At 66.3% G+C, this 1162-nt stretch carries 2 protein-coding genes; both read left to right on the top strand.

Annotated elements, in window-relative coordinates:
* Positions 1-678, top strand: a 678-nt coding sequence (locus tag AC07AG_RS42610) for an acyl carrier protein (RefSeq protein WP_478762592.1), incomplete at its 5' end; no start/stop codon positions are given.
* 37 nt (positions 679-715) lie between these two features.
* Positions 716-1162 (top strand): beta-ketoacyl synthase N-terminal-like domain-containing protein (locus AC07AG_RS42605; RefSeq protein WP_478762590.1); only part of this gene is annotated, 447 nt, incomplete at its 3' end.

The following is a 1162-nucleotide window of genomic DNA, read 5'->3' as shown; positions in this document are numbered from 1 at the left end:
ACCACCGCAACCCACCTCAACACCACCACCCTCACCACCCAAGCCCACAACAACACCCTCCCCCCACTCCTCCACCACCTCACCCCCACCACCCAAATCGGCTCCTCCGTGCTCGGCGAGGCCTCCGCGCAGGTGGGTACCGGATCCCTGGCGGAGGAGCTGAGCTCTCTCTCCGAGGACGGGCAGATCGAACTCCTGCTGTCCCTGATCCGCACGACGATCGCAGCGGTCCTGGCCAGCCCCGATCCCGAACTCATCGACGTCCGGCAGTCGTTCAAGGAGCTCGGCTTCGACTCGCTCACCACCCTGCAACTGCGCAACCACCTCGCCCACACCAGCGGTATTCGGCTCCCCGCCACCCTCGCCTTCGACCACCCCACGCCGCAGCACCTCGCCACGTACCTCCGTGAGCAGCTCGCGCCGCGGGGCTTCCAACAGGCTTCAGGAACAGGTGCGTTGGACTACTTGATGACGGAGATCGGCAAACTCGAGTCGGCCTTCGTGTCCGAATCCTTGGGTGCGGCAGAGCACGCGCAGGTGTCCGCGCGCCTCAGGGAAATCCTCAAGTCCTGGGAGAACGCCGGTCACACGGCGAACGGCTCCGCTCCGGACGATCTCGACTCCGCCACGGACGACGAACTCTTCAGCGTGCTCGACGGCGAGCTCCAGACTCCCTGACCTGAACATCTCCGACCTCTGCAAGGGACTGAATCAAGTGGCTGGCGAAGACAAGCTCCGGACCTACCTCAAGCGGGCGACCACGGACTTGCGTCAGACGCGCCGGCGCCTGCAGGAGGTGGAGGACAGCGCCCACGAGCCGATCGCCATCGTGGGCATGGGCTGCCGCTATCCGGGTGGCGCCAACTCCCCGGCCGAGCTCTGGGATCTGGTGGTCCAGGCGCGGGACGTGATCGGTGGGTTCCCGACGAACCGGGGCTGGGATTTGGAGACGCTCTTCTCCGCGCTCCCGGAAGAGGGGGAAAGCAGCGACGAGGGCGACGCCGGACAGGATGTGCTGAGGGATGCAGGTCCTGGCACGTCGACCACCCGGTCCGGCGGTTTCCTGCACGACGCCGATCAGTTCGATGCCGGCTTCTTCAACATCTCGCCGCGCGAGGCCAAAGCCATCGACCCCCAACAACGCCTCCTCCTCGAAGTCACC

The sequence above is a fragment of the Streptomyces sp. NPDC044044 genome, from assembly GCF_056434405.1.
The sequence above is the reverse complement of the archived record's forward strand: the minus strand, read 5'-3'. Positions and strand labels throughout refer to the sequence as shown.